Consider the following 15,209-nt stretch of genomic DNA (forward strand, 5'->3'; position numbering starts at 1 on the left):
TGGCCGTCATGCCGGCGGCACCTCGCGGTCGCGCAGCCCGTCCGGGTCGAGGACCGTACGGATCAGCCGCAGTTCCGCGACGGTGGGCTCCCGGGTGCACGGCACCTCGGGGGGCCGGGCGAGCGGGAACCCGGTGGCCGCCTGGACCTCCTCGGCCGTCACCCCGGGATGGACGGAGGTGAGCCGCATGGTCCGGTCCGGGGTCTCGAAGTCCAGGACGGCGAGGTCGGAGACCACCCGCGGAATGCGGTGGTAGCGGGTCGCGGACGGGCCGGCGGCGGCCGCGCTGTCGTAACCGACCCCGCTGATCATGTCGACCTTCTCGACGAAGACCCGCCGTGAGTGCTTCGGCACCCAGTAACTCACCGGATTGTTGAGGGTGTTGACGGGCGCGCCGCGTACCCCGAGGAGCTGGCGGGCGGGCTGCTGCCAGTCGCCGATGCAGGAGATGTTCTGGTTGCCGAAGCGGTCGAGCTGGCTCGCGCCCATCATCACATGGCGTCTGCCGCCGGTGACCATGGTCAGATGCCGGCGGTACGGCAGCCAGCCCTCGGGCGCCCCGTCGAGTCCCACGAGCGTCGCCTCGCCGTCGGTGAGCAGCAGATCGGGCGAGAAGGTGTGCTTGGCGAGCCGGGCCCCGATCGACGGGATCAGACCCATGGGGCTGGCGAGCACCTCGCCGTTGTCGCGCCAGGCGTCGGCGCAGGCGATCACGCAGTACTCGGCGCGGGTCGTCGTGGTGATGGTCCGGCTCACGTCTGCTCCTCGTGCCAGGTCTCGACCGCGGACTGGTAGCTCTTCTCGTCCCCGCCCAGGAACCGCTCGGCGAACTCCGGCCAGGGCGTGGTCGCGTACAGCTTCTGGAAGGCCTCGTCACGGCCGTAGTCCGGCACACAGGAGGTGAAGTGCGCGCCGTGGGGGGCCTCGACGACCCCGGTGACCGAGTGCCGGTTCACCAGCAGGGTCTGCGGGGCCGCGCCGGCGAAGTCGTCCACGAGCCGCTCGCAGGAGAGATACGCGCGGTCCGCGGCCTCGCAGAACAGATCGTCGAAGTACGGGTCGGGGCCCAGGTACTGGCCGTTGCCGAGGCGGTCGGCCCGGTTCAGATGGACCAGCGCGGCGTCCATGCGCAGGGCCGGCACGGCGACCAGGGTCTCGCCGTCCTCGTACGGTGAAGTGACGGTACGCAGGCCCGGGTTGACACGCATCACATCCGAACCGAGACCGGCCCGTACGGGCAGGAACGGCAGCCGGTTGGCGGCCGCGTGCAGGCCCCACATGAACATCGCCTCATCGATCTCCATCAGCTCGAACGCCCCACGCTGCCGGGCCGCGCGGAAGTGCGGTTCGAGCGGGATCGAGTCCAGCGTCGCGAACGCCGCGACCAGCTTGCGGATCCGGCCCGCGGCGGCGAGCAGGCCGACATCGGGACCGCCGTACGAGATCACGGTGAGATCGGTGATGTCGGAGCGGAGCAGCGCCCGCACCAGCGCCATCGGCTTACGGCGCGACCCCCAGCCGCCGATGCCGAGGGTCATTCCGCTGTGCAGCCGGCCGACGACGTCCTCGGGCGTCATGGTCTTGTCGGTCATCGCTCAGCCCTCCCTGTCCGGTGCGCCGTGCGGCGTACCGAAGGTGTCGCGGACGCGGTCGGCGACCCCGCTGAGGTTCGCCTCGAAGGTGAAGCCCTGCTCGAAGCGGTAACTGCGCCGCACGTCGACGGGGTCGATGCCGTTGAGGGCGGCCTTGGCGAGACGCAGGAGACTGCCGTCCTTCCGTGCGATCTCCCGCGCCAAGTCCCGTGCGGCGAGCGGCAGTTCGGCGCGTGGGACGACCTTCCAGACCGAGCCGTGCGCATGCAGTTCGGCGGCGGTGGCGGTGCGTGAGGTGTAGTAGAGCGCGCGCATCAGATGCTGGGGGACCAGCCGGGCCAGATGGGTGGCCGCACCGAGCGCCCCGCGGTCCAGCTCCGGCAGCCCGAAGGTGGCGTCCTCGCTCGCCACGATGGCGTCCGCGTTGCCGACCAGGCCGATGCCACCGCCCAGACAGAAACCGTGCACCGCCGCGACCACGGGCACCTCGCAGGCGTACACCGCCGAAAAGGCCTCGGCACAGCCGTGGTTGGCGCCGATCAGGACGCCATGGCCGCCGGCCGCGGTGTCCCGCTGCATCTCCTTGATGTCGACGCCCGCATTGAAGCCGCGGCCCGTGGCCGTCAGGACGACACAGCGGATGCCGGGGTCGTGGCCGGCCGCGCGCACCGCGTCGGCGAGGTCGTACCAGCCCTGTACGGGAAGGGCGTTGACCGGAGGGAAGTCGACGGTGATGACGGCGATGCCCTTGTCCGGTGTGGAGGTGGAGACACCCATGAGGCGATCAGCTACCTTTCCACCAAGCGTTTGTTAGGTAGCGAAGCTAGCAGCGGATCGCGCGCTGCGGGAGGGGTGCCGAATGAGCCTGACCCTCGATCTGAGCGGCCGGGTGGCCGTCGTCACCGGCGGCACCCGGGGCGTCGGCGCAGGCATCGCCCGGGCGTTCCTTCAGGCCGGTGCGGAGGTCGTGGTCTGTGCCCGCCGGCCACCGGACACCCCCGTCACCGCGGCCGGCCGCACCGCACACTTCCGCCCCCTCGACCTGCGCGACCCGGCCGCCGTCCGGGCCTTCTTCCCACAGGTCGCGGCGGCGCACGGCGGGCTGGACTGCCTGGTCAACAACGCCGGGGGCACGCCGTACCGGCTGCTCGGGCAGACCGCCGCCGAGCGGCACACCCGGGTCGTCGAACTGAACCTCCTCGCGCCGCTGACCGCCTCGCTCGCGGCGTACGAGGTGCTGCGCGACCGGCCGGGCGGCGGTTCGGTCATCATGATCGGCAGCGTCAGCGGCACCCGGCCCTCGCCCGGCACCGCCGCCTACGGCGCGGCCAAGGCCGGCCTGGACCACCTGGCCCGCTCCATGGCCGTCGAATGGGCTCCCAGGGTCCGGGTCAACACCCTCGTCCTCGGCATGGTGCGCACCGAACTCGCCGCTCTGCACTACGGAGACGAGGCCGGCATCGCCGCCGTCGGCGCCACCGTCCCGCTCGGCCGGCTCGCCGAACCCGCCGAGATCGGCGACGCCTGCGTCTTCCTCGCCTCCGACCGTGCCGCGTATCTGACCGGCGCGAGCCTGCTCATGCACGGCGGCGGTGAGCGCCCCGCCTTCCTCGACGCCGCCACCGTCAACCACCCCACCTCGCCCGAAGTCCCCGAGGAGATCCGCCATGACGGAACAGGAGATGTGCGATGACCGGTAACGGAATCTGCGCGGGACGTGTCGCCGTCGTCACCGGAGCGGGCCGCGGTCTGGGCCGCGCCCATGCCCTGGCCCTCGCCGCGGAAGGAGCCGACGTCGTGGTGAACGACCTCGGGGTGGCTCCCGACGGAGGCGGTGCCTCGGCCGGACCGGCCCAGCAGGTCGCCGACGAGATCCGCGCACACGGCGGCCGGGCCGTCGCCCACACCGGCGACATCACCACCACCGACGGCGCCGCCTCGCTCGTCACCACCGCCCTGGACACCTTCGGCCGCCTCGACGCCCTCATCAACAACGCCGGGTTCCTGCGCGACCGGATGCTCGTCAACCTCGACGAGGGCGACTGGGACGCCGTCATGCGGGTCCATCTCAAGGGCCACTTCCTGCCGCTGCGGCAGGCCGCCGCACACTGGCGCGCCGAAGCCAAGGCCGGCCGTACGCCCGACGCCCGGATCATCAACACCGGTTCGGGCGCCGGGCTGCTCGGCAGCGTCGGCCAGGGCAACTACTCCGCCGCCAAGGCCGGCATCATCGGCCTCACCCTCGTCGCCGCCGCCGAGATGGCCCGCTACGGCGTACAGATCAACGCCATCGCACCGGCCGCCCGTACCCGGATGACCGAGCGGACCTTCGCCGCGACGATGGCGGCGCCCGCCGACGGGGAGTTCGACGCGATGGCCCCGGAGAATGTCTCCCCGCTGGTGGTCTGGCTGGCGTCCGCCGGCAGCGCCGGGGTCACCGGCCGGGTCTTCGAGGCCGAGGCGGGCCGGATCACCGTGATGGAGGGCTGGCGCCCGGGCCCCACCGCGGACAAGGGCAGCCGCTGGACCCCCGCCGAGGCGGGCGAGACCGCCCGCAAACTGCTGGCCGATGCCGAGACGCCGCGGCCGGTTTACGGCGCACGGTGAAGGGGCCGGCGCGTCCGCAGGCCCGGCGGCCGGCCCACGGGCCTGCCGCAGGCGCTGCCGCGCCCGCCGCCGCTACTGACGACCTGTCAGGTGGTGTCCTCCGCTGCCACGCTTCGCGCCCGCAGCCGTGGCCGGCAGATCGCGAACAGTCCGAAGGCGCCGAGGAAGGCCAGTACGGACGTGCCGCGCAGAACGGCCTCGATGGCGGGGCCGTCGGCGGCCGCGGTGGTGGGGGAGCCGCTGACGGCCTCCAGTACCGTCGCCGCGATCGTCACGCTCACCGCACCGAACAGCACCAGCGACGTCAGCACCAGACCCGACGCCGCGCCCGTCCGCTCCGCGGGGACGTGCGCCTGGGTCGCCACATTCGTCAGCGCCCACCCCAGTCCGATGCCCACCCCGCAGATCACGAAGACCACCGCGTACCAGCCCAAGGGCCGCACCCAGGTCAGCGCCAGCAACCCGGCACCGCTGGTGAGCATGCCGCAGGCCATCAGGGTCTCGGCACGCCAGCGCAGGGCCAGGTGACCGGCCCGATAACTCGCCGCTCCGACGCCACAGGAGAGGGCCAGGAAGATCACCCCCGCATGGGCCGGTGACAGCCCCCGCGCCTGCTGGAGATAGAGGGCCGACAGCACCGCGATCAGGCAATAGACCACATTCGACAGCGAGCCCGCGAGGGTGATCACATCGAACTTCACATTGCGGAACAGCGACAGCTCGATCAGCGGTTCCGGCGCCCGCCGCTCCACCGCCACGAACAGCACGAGGAAGGCCACCCCCAGCGCGAAGGTGACCAGTGTGGGTGCGGAGGCCCACCCCCAGCCCGGCCCCTGGTCGACGGCGAGCATCAGACACGCCAGACCGAGGGCGACGGTCGCCGCGCCGGGCAGGTCGAGACGGCGGGTCGCGTGCTCGTCGCGGCTCTCGGGGACAAAGCGCAGCACCAGCAGCGTGGCGGCCAGGCACACCGGCACATTCAGCAGGAACACCGCCCGCCAGCTGACGTGTTCGGCGAAGACACCACCCACGAACGGCCCGAGCGCGGTACCGATGGAACTGAACGCGAGCACCGTACCGACCGCGGGCCCCTGCCGCGCGTCCCGGAAGTAACTGGTCACCACCGCCACGGACACCGGGAAGATCAGCGCCGCACCGGTCCCCTGCACGACGCGCGCGCCCACGAGCCAGGGGGCGTTCTGTGCGGCGCTGCACACCACGGACATGACGGCGAACACGATCAGGCCGATCACGATGACCCGCCGTCGTCCGTGCACATCGGCGGTCCGGCCGCCGACGATCATCAACGCGCCGATGGCCAGCATGTATCCACTGATCAGCCACTGGAGGTCGGTCGATGAGGTCCCGAAGTCCCGGGCGATGACCGGCAGCATCAGATCGAGCGCGAACCAGTCCATCTGCACGATGAGCATGGACAGCGCGGCAGCGGCGATCACTGCCCGGTCCTGACGCGAGAAGGAGCCGACCGATGCGGACTCCTCGACCTCATTCGCCACGCGCACTCCTCTGCGTTCCGCGGAAAGTGCCGAGCCGTCATGCGTCAGCGGCTGCGTCGTGGCGGGTCGCGCAGTTCCCCACGCCCCTCCGGGCGCACTGCCCACCGGTCCGTGCAGCCTGCTCCAAGGATAGAAGTCGGGGGCGGGGGCCGCACGGCGGCGGAGTGGCGCCGGGCCTGCTCGGTGAAGGCCTGGCGGGCCTCGGGAGTCAGCCCGCGGGCGGTGTCAGGCCGGCGGCGTCGGCGGCATGGGCGAGCAGCTCGATGAGCATGTCGGAGGTGAGCCGGCCGGTGAACGTATTGCGCTGGCTGGGGTGGTAGCTCCCGAACACCTGGAGTTCCTGCCGCTGCCCGGTGGCGGGCAGGGTCAGCCGCACCCCGTGGCCGAACGCCGGGCGGGGCCGGGGGAGGGGCCACCCCGTTTCGCCGAGTACGGGCAGCAGCGCCTGCCAGCCGAAGGCGCCCAGGGCCACCACCGCGCGCAGGCTCGGGCTGAGGAGTCGCAGCTCCGCCGACAGCCACGGCCGGCAGGTACGGCGCTCTGCGGGCGTCGGCCGGTTCTCCGGCGGAGCGCAGTGCACCGGCGCGGTGACCCGTACCCCGTACAGCTCCAGTCCGTCGTCCCGGTCCGTCGCGGTGGGCCGGGAGGCGAGGCCGACCGCGTGCAGTGCGGCGAACAGGAAGTCGCCGGAGGCGTCCCCGGTGAACATCCGGCCGGTGCGATTGCCGCCGTGTGCGGCCGGCGCCAGTCCGACGATGGCCAGCGCCGCGTCCGACGGCCCGAACCCCGGGACGGGGCGGGCCCAGTACTCCTGGCCCCGGAACGCCGCGCGCGGCTGTGCGGCGGTCTCCTCGCGCCAGGCCACCAGACGGGGGCAGGCCCGGCAGCGGACCAGCTCAGCGTCCAGCTCGGCGAGCCCGCCGCAGCGCCCCGCGTGATAGGCGGGAAAGCCGGTCTCGTCCGTGCCCGGCGGTGATCCCTCCGCCCCGGATTTCTCCATCCCCCCACGCTAGAGGACGCGAGACCCGCACTCGGTGTCTCGCGACACGACTGCCCCGGCGGCACGGCGTCACCACGTGCGCGGCGAAGGCGCCGTGGATCGCCGCCATCAGGCAATTGTCGCAACGTGACATTGTACGCTGGCACTTCGCGGCAACTCGGAGGAGCACGATGGGTGAACTCAAGCATCGCAGCCTGATCACCGCTCAGGAGCGGCTCCGTGATCAGGTCGCCCATCAGCTGCGCGCGGCCCTTGTGGCGGGAGAACTCCGCCCGGGATCGGTCTACTCGGCCCCGGGTCTCGCCGCGGACTTCGGGGTCTCCGCCACCCCGGTGCGCGAGGCGATGCTCGACCTGGCCCGGGAGGGGCTGGTCGAACCGGTCCGCAACAAGGGCTTCCGGATCACCGAGGTGAGCGAGCGCGACCTCGACCAGTACACCGAGATCCGGGCACTGATCGAGGTGCCGGTCGTCGGCCTGGTCACCCGCACCGCCGGCCGCGCCGAGCTGGAGGCCCTCCGCCCGGCCGCGCTGGAGATCGTCGCGGCGGCCCGTGCGCATGACCTCATCGGCTATCTGGAGGCCGACCGCCGCTTCCACCTCGAACTGCTCGGCCTCGGCGGCAATGACCGCCTCGTCGAGACCGTCGGCGATCTGCGCAAGCGCTCCCGGCTCTACGGCCTCACCCGGCTCGACGAGCGCGATCAGCTGCTGCCCTCCGCCGAGGAGCACGGGGAGCTGCTCGATGTGATGCTGACGGGCGATGCCGAGGCGGCCGAGTCCTGTATGGCCCGCCACCTCGGTCATGTCCGCTCGCTGTGGGCCGGGGACGGGGACGAGCCGCTGGTGCCGCGGCTCCATCTGCCGGGCGTGCGCCGGGCCTGAGGGCCGCCGGCTCAGGCCCCTCAGGCTCAGGCCCCGCCGGTTCAGGCCCTCAGGCGAGGAGTCCGGCCATCCACTCCTCCACGCCGTCGGCGGTACGCGGCAGCGCCGAGGACATCAGCCGTGCCCCGTCCGCCGTGATCACCAGATCGTCCTCGATGCGGATACCGATACCGCGCAGTTCGCGTGGCAGGGTCTCGTCATCGGGCTGGAGGTAGAGCCCCGGTTCGACCGTGAGGACCTGTCCCTCCGTCAGCACACCGTCCAGATATTGTTCCGCGCGGGCCCGGCCGCAATCGTGTACATCGAGCCCGAGCATATGTCCCGAACTGCACAGCGTGTAACGCCGGTACAGACCGCTGTCGGGGGCGAGCGCCTCCGCCGCCGGAACGGGCAGCACACCCCAGTCGGCCAGGCCCTCGGCCAGGACGGTCGTACAGGCCCGGTGGAAGTCGCGGAAGCTCGCCCCCGGCTTGAGGGCGGCGATGCCCGCGTCCTGCGCGGCGAGCACCAGCTCGTACACCCGGCGTTGGACCGGGGAGAAACGCCCGGACAGCGGCAGGGTACGGGTGAGGTCGGCGGTGTAGAGCGAGTCGGTCTCCACGCCCGCGTCGAGCAGCAGCAACTGGTCCGGGTCGAGCGGACCGTCGTTGCGGATCCAGTGGAGCACACAGGCGTGGGCGCCGGCGGCGGCGATGGTCTCGTACCCGGTGCCGTTGCCCTCGGCGCGGGCGCGCAGCTGGAAGACCCCCTCGATCCAGCGTTCCCCGCGCGGATGGCGCAGCGCGGCGGGGAGGGCCCGTACGACGTCCTCGAAGCCGGTGACGGTGTGATCGACGGCCTGCTGAAGCTGCCCGACTTCCCAGGCGTCCTTCACCAGCCGCAACTCGCTGAGCACACAGGCCAGTTCGGGATCGCGGGAGGCGTCCCGGTCGGCCGGGTGGCGTACCAGGTCGTCCAGATGGGCGCAGCGGATGCCGGTGAGTCGCGCGGCCTCGGCGAGATCGGGGCGTCGCCCCACCCAGAACTCCCCGTATTTGCGGTCCCGGTAGAACTCCCCGCCGCCGTCCCGCGGTGAGCGCGGGCGTATGTACAGCACCGCCTCGCCGTCCGGCTCCAGCACCAGTACATGTCCCGGCTGGTCCTCGCCGGTCAGTCCGGTCAGCCAGGCGTAGGCGCTGTGCGGCCGGAAGCGGTGATCGCAGTCATGGGATCGCACCCTCAACTCGCCTGCGGGGACGAGGAGTCGCTCGCCGGGGAAGCGGGCGGCGAGCCGGGACCGGCGGCCCGCGAAGAGCGCGAAGCCGGGGACACGGGAGCCGGCGGGGAGCGGGGTGGCGGCCCATTGGCCGGTCATGTAGTCGGCGAGGGCGTCCGAGACCGGCAAGTCATGGCTTCCGGTGTGGAGTTGGGCGGTGCGCGAGGTCATTGTCGACGCCTCCGGGAAAGGTGGGTTCTGAAGCCTTGTCAGTGCAATTTCACATTACTATGTTATAGGTCACACCTCGTTGAGTGAAGGCCCACACCCCCCACCCCCCACACAACCCCCCACCCCCTCCCGGAGGTTCAGGTGTCACATTCGCCCACGCCGCGCAGGATTCTGCTGGCCGCGACACTCGTCACGGCCCTCGCCCTGCCGGTCGTCCAGTCGGCCCAGGCCGCGCCGCACGCGCCGGCCACCCCCGCACAGCAGCTCGCACAGCGGGCCGCCGCGCCCACCCCCAACCCCTTCGACCATGCCCAACGCCTCGCCAGAACACCGAAGTTGAGCCCGTCCCCGGCGCCGGCACCCCGCTCGCTCACCGAGCGGGGCCGGATACCGGGCCCGCAGACCAGACCCGCCGCCGGGTCACCCGGCTCCAGACCCGCCGTCGCCCCCTGCACCCTCGACGGCATCACGGGGCTCAGTCCCGAACGGTTCGCGGACTTCCTCGCCGACCCGGCCGTCACCGCCGACGACTGTCTGCGCAAGCTCGTGTGGACGTGGGACGCCCGGCTCATCCCCGTCATGTCGGACGCCCATGTCCAGGCCGTGGCCCGTCGCATCACCGGGCTGGCCGCCGCCCACGACGGGAAGAACTCCAGCCATCTGTACGAGATGTTCACCTATCTGCACGCGGTGGCCTACCAGGACTTCTCGCACGACGAGATCGACATCACCGACGGCCCCACCGTCGACGCCATCCGCCGTGCGGTCGACGCCTTCGCCGCCGCGGCCCGTACCTTCGACGTCACCCGGACCAACGCCGACACTCTGCGCGAGGCCCTGTACGCCGCCAGCGCTCCCGGGCTGCGGCAGCATCAACTCGGTCTGATCCGCAAGGTCCTGGCGACCATGGACCCGTCCCACACCGCCACCCACAAGGACCCGGCATGGGGGAACGCCGCCCTCGCCGCGCTCTCCGTCAACTACCTGGGCGTCTACCCCGGCAACCAGGACACCGCCTTCCAGGCCGCGGTCACCGCCGACCCCGGCTACCGCGCCGTCTTCAAGGGCTTCGTCGGGTACACCCACCTCAAGGGCACACCCAACGCCTGGGTCGTCCGCGACGCCCTGAGCGAGTACGGCCGCTTCGGTGAGATCGCCTCGCTCAAGCCCGGCATCATCACCGACCTGGGCGTGCTGCTCCCCACCACCGTGCGGAACTACGGGGAGGGCAGCGAGCCCTGGGCCAAGATCGCCAGTTGGCTCAACTACTTCGGGGCCTGTGCCCCGTACAAGGTGTGCAAGGCGGACATCGAAAAGCGGATCTTCCCGCGCACCTACTCCTACGACAACGGCGCCATCAAGGTCCGCACCGCCCTCGACCGTGCCACCGTCGACCAGCTCTACTATGCGTCCAAGCAGGTCAGGGCGCAGTTCCACCGGGTGGTCGGCACCACGGAGCCGCTCGCCGGCGACCCCAACACCACCCTGAACATCGTGCTGTACGCCTCGCGCGCCGACTACGAGATCTACCACCCGCTGCTCACCGGCATGGGCACCAACAACGGCGGGGTCTACATCGAGCGCGGCGCCACCTTCTACACCTACCAGCGCCGCGTCCCCCAGGACTCCACCCTCACCCTCGAAGAACTCTTCCGGCACGAGTACGTCCACTACCTCAACGGCCGCTTCGCCGTCCCCGGCTTCTTCGGCGAAGGCCCCTGGTACCAGGGCGACCGCACCACCGCCATGGACGAGGGCAGCGCCGAATTCTTCGACGGCTCGACCCGTGACGACGGGATCGCCGTACGCCGGTCCCTCGTCAAGGGCATCATCGCGGACACGGCGGGCGGCGGACCGCGGATGAGCATCAACCAGCTGCTCCACGCGACCTACGACGGCGACGGCTTCCGCTTCTACAACTACGCCGGGACGTTCTTCGAGTTCCTGTGGCGCGACCACCCGGGGAAGCTCCAGGAGATGTACCGCCATCTGCGCGCCGACGATCCGGCCGCGTTCGACTCCTGGCGCAACCGCATGGGGTCCGATCCGGGGCTCCAGCAGCAGTACGACGCCTTCCTCAACGCCCAGATCGCCATCGTCGACGACCTCTTCGTACCGAAGACGGTCTTCGTCCCCAACGGCTCCCTGAAACTGTCCCGCCCCGCCGACGTCCAGAGCGCCTTCACCGCCGCCACCGCCGCCCGGCCCATCTGCAAGGACGGCGGCGACCCGGCCTACGGCCGGTTCATCTGCACCGGCCGGATCACCGCCAACCTCAGCAACTCCGGAAGTCCCGACCAGGTCTTCAAGGACATGGCCGAAACCGTCGACTACTTCATCCTCGACCGTGCCGAGCCCGCGGCGAACAACTTCGCCGATATGAACTGCTCCTTCGGCCCCACCGAGATCTGGTCCTCGGGCAAGGCCGGCACCGCGGACTTCAGCTGCGAGGGGCCGCTGCGGAGGTGATCGACCCGCCACCTCCAGGGGGGCACGGCCCGTCGTCCACCGGACGGGCCGTGTCCGGAGCGGCACCGAGGATGTCGAAGCTGCCGGTGAGACCGACGGCGTCCAGCGTGCGCAGGAAGCGGGGGTCGGTGATCACCAGGGAGAGCCGGCCGCCGTGCGCGCGGGCGCGGCGGCGGGCGCGGCACAGCACCCCGATACCGCCGCAGTCGAGGAAGTCCACCCGGCTCAGATCCAGGATCATGTGCGGACGGTCCCCGGCCGTCACCGGGTCGAGACGCCTGTTGGTGCGCGCCGCGCTCGGGTAGTCCAGTTCTCCGAAGAGTGTGACGACGATCGGCGCGCCCGTGGGGCGCTCGCGCCTAGGTGTCGTCGACTGCCGCATGGTTCTCACCTGTCCGCACGATTCCGGCCTCCGGGCCGCTGTCACCATGAAAGGCGGCAAGCACGCCGGGCAGGAGGGCCGGGCGGGCCATGACCGATAGGGCCCTTCGGCCCCCTCAGTCCCCGGGCAGGTCCAGCCGCCGGGACGTACCGGGCACCAGGCTGAACGAGCGGTCGCGCAGGTTCACCCGTACCGCGGCGTTCTCGGAGGCCGGTACCGCGATCCGTACCTGCTCGGCACGGATGCGCAGATCGATGTCCCAGTGACGTCGGTAGCGGATGCGCACCCCGAACTTGGAGAGCTCGCGCAGCGGCGCCGGATCGAGCCAGAGTGCCTGGTCACGGGTTTCCAGCCCGGTCATCCCGCGCTGGACGAAGTCCAGGGTGCCGGCCATCGCGCCCAGGTGGATGCCCTCCGCCGTGGTCCCGCCCTGGACGTCCGCCACGTCCCCGGTCAGCGCCTCCTCGCAGTACGTCCAGGCGTCCGGCCGGTGTACCCGGGCCAGGACCCAGGCATGGACCAGGGCGCTGAGCGTCGAACCGTGACTCGTGCGGTGCAGGTAGTAGTCGACCGTGGCGTGCCAGGTCTCCTCGTCGAGGGGGTAGCCGAGCCTGCGGAACACCGAGGCGAGCTCCGACGGTGCGAAGAGATAGCCCAGCATCAGGACATCGGCCTGTTTGGAGGCCTGGTAGCGGTTGACCGTGTCGCCCTCCGCCTCCAGGATCCGGTCCAGCCGGCGGATGTCGCCGTAGCGCTGCCGGTATCCGTGCCAGTCGAGCTCGGCGAGCTCCCCGTACCCGGCGAACTGGCTGATCACCCCGCGGTGGTAGGGCACATGGAGCCGGTGTGCGACGTCCTCCCAGCGCTCGGGCTCCTCCGGGGCGAGCTGGAGCTGTTCGAAGAGCTGCCGCTGATGGGGCTCGGGCAGCGTGCGGCACAGGTCGAGCGCGCGCATCAGCACCCAGGCCGCCGTGACATTGGTGTAGGCGTTGTCGTCCACCCCCGGTTCGGCGGCGTCCGGATAGCCGTCGTGGTACTCGTCGGGACCGACCACCCCACGGATGCGATAGCGGCCCAGGGAGGCGTCCCAGTCCGCGGCCGCGGACCAGAAGCGGGCGATCTCCAGCAGCATCTCGGCACCCCTGGTGTGCAGGAACTCGGTGTCGCCGCTGGCCTGGCCGTACTGCCACACGTTGTACGCGATCGCCGACCCGACGTGGTGCTGGAGCCGGGAGTGATCGGGCAGCCAACGCCCCGAGCGCGGATTGAGATGGAGCTGCTGGGTCTCCTCGCGGCCGTCGCCCGCGCTCTGCCACGGGTACATCGCCCCGGTACGGCCCGCCTCCCGCGCCGCGTGACAGGCCGCCGGCAGCCGCCGGTAGCGGTAGTCGAGCAGGGCCCGGGAGACCTGCGGGAGGTGCAGGTTCAGGAACGGCAGGACGAACAGCTCGTCCCAGAAGACATGCCCGCGATACGCCTCGCCGTGCAGGCCCCGGGCGGGCACCCCGACATCCAGCTCGGCGGTGTGCGGCGAGAGGGTCTGGAGCACATGGAAGAGATGCAGCCGCAGGATCCGGCCCGACTCTCCGGGGACCTCCAGCTTGGCCTGCCGCCACAGGTTCTCCCAGGCGCGGCGGTGGGCGGCGCGCAGCTGCCGGAAGTGCGGGGCGAGGGCCACCGCGTCCACGGCCGTGTGCCGCGGGCTCTCGATCGCCGGGTCGCGGGAGGTGTACAGCGCCACCGTTTTGTCGACGACCGCGGGGGAGCCGGGGACGAGCGGCACCACCAGGGTGTGGAACGCCCGCAGTGCGGACAGCTGCGGTCGGGCCACCCCGTTGTGGCCGGCCGGGACCCGGGTCCGGGCGGCCAGCGCGATACGGATGTCCGAGTCGAGGGTGCGGCAGCTCAGCCACACCGCGTCCGGCTGCTCGGCGCCGGTCTCCCAGCCCGTCAGATGCTGGTCCGCCAGACCGCGGTAGCGCGCCACGCCGGCATTGCGGACCGCACCGTCGATCCCGGACTCCACCTCCACCGCGCCCGTCCACCCGTCGGACGCGAAACAGGTGCGCAGCGCGGCCAGATGAGGCTCGCCCATGTGCACCAGGCGGCACTGCTCCACGGTCAGCCGCCGTCCCGCCTCGTCCTCGTAGACCGACCAACGGGTCAGGGTGCCGTGCCGCAGGTCCAGCGTCTGCCGGTGCTCCGTCAGATACGGGTGGTCGGGGGAGAGCCAGGGGCCGGGGGCCGCGTCGGCGGGGCAGATCCGGTAGCGCAGCGGGAGCCAGTTGGGGAGGTTGACCATGTCCTCGTTCTCGACGGAGCGGCCCGCCACGGTGGAGAGGAGCCGGTTGTAGCAGCCGGCGGCATAGGTGCCCGGATAGTGCACGGGCCCGGCGAGCACCTCGGACGCCGCGCCGCGGGTGGCGAAGTAGCCGTTGCCGAGGGTGCACAGGGTTTCCCGCAGCCGCTCCGTCTCCGGGTCGTACCCCTCGTACGACCAGGTCCAGGCGTGGGTCATCCGTCCTCTCCCGACGTCAGCAGCTCGCCGGGGTCGGCCACGACCACATCGGCGCCGCGGCGGCGCAGGGCGGTCGCGCTGTACGGGCCGGCCGTCCGGTCCACGCCCACCACCAGGCCGAATCCGCCGCGGCGGCCGGCCTCGACCCCGGCCAGGGCGTCCTCCACCACGGCGGTGTCCGCGGGCGGGACCCCGAGCCGCCGGGCCGCCTCCACGAAGAGCGCCGGGTCCGGTTTCCCCGGCAGTTGCAGCCGGTTCGCCTCGTTGCCGTCCACTACTGCCCCGAAGAGCGGACGCACCCCGGCCGCGGACAGCAGCTCGGTCGCATGGCGCGAGGCCGAGACGGCGGCACACGGCACCCCTTGGCGCCGCAGCTCCTCCAGCAGCCGCACGGTGCCGGGGAAGGGGGCGACGGGGTGGTTCCGCAGGCGTTCGCTGAACAGCTCTTCCTTGCGGGCCGCGACGGCGCCGACGGTGTCCGTGCCCGGCGCGTCGTCCGGGTCGCCGGGCGGCAGGTCAAGGCCCCGGGAGCGCAGGAAGGCGGCCGCGCCGTCCTGCCGGGACCGGCCGTCGACATGGCGCAGATAGTCGTCCACCGGGTCGAAGGGGCGCTGCCCGCCCACGGCCGCGAGGCAGGCGTCGAAGGCGCCCTTCCAGGCCGCGGCGTGTACCGCGGCGGAGTCGGTGATGACCCCGTCGGTGTCGAAGATGACGGCCCGCAGGGAGTGCAGGCACGCTGCCAGGGACGGCGCGCCGGTCATGGTGACGGTTCCGTTCGTCGGTGTCCCTTCCATGGCACCACGGCTGCGGTCCA

At 71.8% G+C, this 15,209-nt stretch carries 13 protein-coding genes; 4 read left to right on the forward strand and 9 right to left on the reverse strand.

Features of this window, described 5'->3' with window-relative positions:
* Positions 1–6: 6 nt before the first annotated feature.
* The 3 genes from TU31_RS10720 to TU31_RS10730 are packed head-to-tail and all read right to left on the reverse strand — an operon-like array spanning position 7 to position 2,369.
* A complete protein-coding gene (locus tag TU31_RS10720; protein WP_042152677.1) occupies positions 7–756 on the reverse strand; it encodes a CoA-transferase subunit beta in 750 nt (249 codons plus the stop codon).
* Positions 753–1,592 carry a CoA transferase subunit A gene (locus TU31_RS10725; protein ID WP_042152680.1) on the reverse strand — a complete coding sequence of 280 codons (840 nt, stop codon included), beginning with the start codon at positions 1,590–1,592 and terminating at the stop codon, positions 753–755. The genes TU31_RS10720 and TU31_RS10725 overlap by 4 nt, the downstream gene beginning before the upstream one ends.
* Before the next feature lie 3 nt (positions 1,593–1,595).
* The gene (locus TU31_RS10730; RefSeq protein ID WP_042152682.1) at positions 1,596–2,369 is read right to left on the reverse strand and encodes an enoyl-CoA hydratase family protein; all 774 of its coding nucleotides are present in this window, start codon (positions 2,367–2,369) and stop codon (positions 1,596–1,598) included.
* Between the two features lie 82 nt (positions 2,370–2,451).
* Here TU31_RS10730 and TU31_RS10735 point away from each other — a divergent pair, with 82 nt between their 5' ends.
* Positions 2,452–3,285 carry an SDR family oxidoreductase gene (locus TU31_RS10735; RefSeq protein WP_042152685.1) on the forward strand — a complete coding sequence of 278 codons (834 nt, stop codon included), beginning with the start codon at positions 2,452–2,454 and terminating at the stop codon, positions 3,283–3,285.
* On the forward strand, positions 3,282–4,199 hold the full coding sequence (locus TU31_RS10740) for an SDR family oxidoreductase (RefSeq protein WP_042152688.1): 918 nt from the start codon (positions 3,282–3,284) through the stop codon (positions 4,197–4,199). Before TU31_RS10735 ends, TU31_RS10740 begins: the two co-directional genes overlap by 4 nt.
* 86 nt (positions 4,200–4,285) lie before the next feature.
* Here TU31_RS10740 and TU31_RS10745 read toward each other — a convergent pair whose 3' ends face one another.
* Both TU31_RS10745 and TU31_RS10750 read right to left on the reverse strand, forming a co-directional pair.
* On the reverse strand, positions 4,286–5,716 hold the full coding sequence (locus TU31_RS10745; protein WP_052718881.1) for an MFS transporter: 1,431 nt from the start codon (positions 5,714–5,716) through the stop codon (positions 4,286–4,288).
* A 208-nt stretch (positions 5,717–5,924) separates the two neighbouring features.
* Entirely contained in the window at positions 5,925–6,716 is a 792-nt protein-coding gene (locus TU31_RS10750; RefSeq protein WP_042152691.1) for a uracil-DNA glycosylase, read from the reverse strand.
* 170 nt (positions 6,717–6,886) lie between these two features.
* On the opposite strand from TU31_RS10750, the gene TU31_RS10755 reads away from it, so the two are divergent.
* Complete coding sequence (locus TU31_RS10755) at positions 6,887–7,600, forward strand: GntR family transcriptional regulator (protein ID WP_042152692.1); 714 nt, start codon at positions 6,887–6,889, stop codon at positions 7,598–7,600.
* Between the two features lie 49 nt (positions 7,601–7,649).
* On the opposite strand, the gene TU31_RS10760 is transcribed toward TU31_RS10755, so the two are convergent.
* Positions 7,650–9,026, reverse strand: a complete 1,377-nt coding sequence (locus TU31_RS10760; protein WP_042152695.1) for an aminopeptidase P family protein — start codon at positions 9,024–9,026, stop codon at positions 7,650–7,652.
* A gap of 141 nt (positions 9,027–9,167) precedes the next feature.
* On the opposite strand from TU31_RS10760, the gene TU31_RS10765 reads away from it, so the two are divergent.
* On the forward strand, positions 9,168–11,495 hold the full coding sequence (locus TU31_RS10765) for a collagenase (protein WP_042152697.1): 2,328 nt from the start codon (positions 9,168–9,170) through the stop codon (positions 11,493–11,495).
* Here TU31_RS10765 and TU31_RS10770 read toward each other — a convergent pair.
* From TU31_RS10770 to TU31_RS10780, 3 genes are all read right to left on the reverse strand, one after another.
* Positions 11,467–11,877: an STAS domain-containing protein gene (locus TU31_RS10770; protein WP_063770789.1), complete on the reverse strand. Its 411-nt coding sequence runs from the start codon at positions 11,875–11,877 to the stop codon at positions 11,467–11,469. The two genes, TU31_RS10765 and TU31_RS10770, sit on opposite strands and share 29 nt — an antisense overlap.
* Before the next feature lie 115 nt (positions 11,878–11,992).
* The gene (locus tag TU31_RS10775; protein WP_042152700.1) at positions 11,993–14,395 is read right to left on the reverse strand and encodes a glycoside hydrolase family 65 protein; all 2,403 of its coding nucleotides are present in this window, start codon (positions 14,393–14,395) and stop codon (positions 11,993–11,995) included.
* Positions 14,392–15,156 carry an HAD family hydrolase gene (locus TU31_RS10780; RefSeq protein ID WP_042152702.1) on the reverse strand — a complete coding sequence of 255 codons (765 nt, stop codon included), beginning with the start codon at positions 15,154–15,156 and terminating at the stop codon, positions 14,392–14,394. Before TU31_RS10780 ends, TU31_RS10775 begins: the two co-directional genes overlap by 4 nt.
* Between the last annotated feature and the right edge of the window lie 53 nt (positions 15,157–15,209).

The sequence above is a fragment of the Streptomyces lydicamycinicus genome (assembly GCF_000829715.2).
Classification (GTDB): domain Bacteria; phylum Actinomycetota; class Actinomycetes; order Streptomycetales; family Streptomycetaceae; genus Streptomyces; species Streptomyces lydicamycinicus.